The organism is Paracoccus sp. J56, assembly GCF_019633685.1.
Lineage (GTDB): Bacteria > Pseudomonadota > Alphaproteobacteria > Rhodobacterales > Rhodobacteraceae > Paracoccus > Paracoccus kondratievae.
On record NZ_JAFL01000074.1, the window covers coordinates 1 to 1,334 of the forward strand.

The 1,334-nt window shown below is 62.6% G+C and carries 1 protein-coding gene; it reads right to left on the reverse strand.

The window, feature by feature from the left end; genetic code table 11:
* Window positions 1-55 precede the first annotated feature (55 nt).
* Window positions 56-1,270 carry an IS256 family transposase gene (locus M511_RS19020; RefSeq protein ID WP_085503274.1) on the reverse strand — a complete coding sequence of 405 codons (1,215 nt, stop codon included), beginning with the start codon at window positions 1,268-1,270 and terminating at the stop codon, window positions 56-58.
* Between the last annotated feature and the right edge of the window lie 64 nt (window positions 1,271-1,334).

Below are 1,334 nucleotides of genomic sequence, written 5' to 3' on the forward strand. Positions count from 1 at the left end.
GGGAGTGTCAGGAACTCTGTGTATCTGAGCGGGCCCATGCGGTTTTCAGATACGTTCAGGCGTCGAAGCGCCCGGCGAACATTATGGCCAGCTGATTGCGGGCCGCAACCCATTCCCGGACGGCGCGGCCGCCCTTCTCGAAGTTGCGGATGGCCAGGAAGATCAGCTTCGTGGCAGCTTCCTCGGTCGGGAATGAGCCCTTGGTTTTCAGCGTTTTCCGCAGCACCCGGTTCAGCGATTCCACTGCGTTGGTCGTATAGATGATCTTCCGGATCGCCGCGCTGAAGGCATAGAACGGCGTGACCTCGGCCCATGCCCGACGCCAGGCCGGGGCGATGGAGGGGTATTTCCCAGCCCATTTTTCTTCGAATGCCTCCAACTGGCGGGCAGCCTCCTCGGCGGTCGGGGCTTCGTAGATCGGGCGCAGATCGGCGGCCACCGCCTTGCGGTCCTTCCAGCTGCAGAAGTTCATGGAATGCCGGATCAGGTGAACGATGCAGGTCTGGACCATGGTCTCGGGGAAGGCCGCGGTGATCGCCTCGGGGAAGCCCTTCAGCCCGTCCACGACGGCGATCAGGATGTCCTGGACTCCCCTGTTGCGCAGCTCGTTCATCACCGACAGCCAGAACTTGGCGCCTTCGTTGTCGGCGATCCACAGGCCCAGAACCTCGCGTTCGCCATCCCGGGTGACGCCCAAGGCGATGTAAACGGCCTTGTTTTTGACCATCCGACTGTCGGCGTCGCGGATCTTCACGCGCAAAGCGTCGAAAATGACGATCGGATACATCCGGTCCAGCGCCCGATGCTGCCATTCCCGGACCTCGTCCAGCACGGCATCGGTGACGCGGCTGATCAGGTCGGGCGAGACCCGCAGGCCGTAAAGATCCTCCAGATGAGCCTGGATGTCGCGCACTGACAAACCGGCGGCATAGAGCCCGATGATCTTGTCGTCGACGCCATCGATCCGGGTCTGGCCCTTCTTCACCAATTCCGGCTCGAAGCTGCCCTCCCGGTCGCGCGGCACCGAAAGCGGCACCTCGCCGTCAGAGCCCTTCACCCGCTTCGTCGCGCTCCCGTTCCGGCGGTTGGCCTGTTCGGCTGGCGGCTCAGCTCCGACCTCATAGCCCAGATGCGCGGTCAGTTCCGCACCGAGCATCCGTTCCATCAGCCGGATCTTCAGCTCCTTCATCAGCCCTGCATCGCCAAGCAGATCCTCAGGCCGCTTGCAGCCCTTCAGCAGCTCGTCCAGCAGTTCGTCGGAAATCGTCATCGTCCTTGCTCCTCTCAGGAAGCATGGACCCAATCACCCATACACAGAAGACCTGACACTCTCC

Coding starts and splice junctions, on each gene's coding strand:
- M511_RS19020 (WP_085503274.1), bottom strand. CDS start 1,270: ATGACGATTTCCGACGAACTGCTGGACGAGCTGCTGAAGGGCTGCAAG.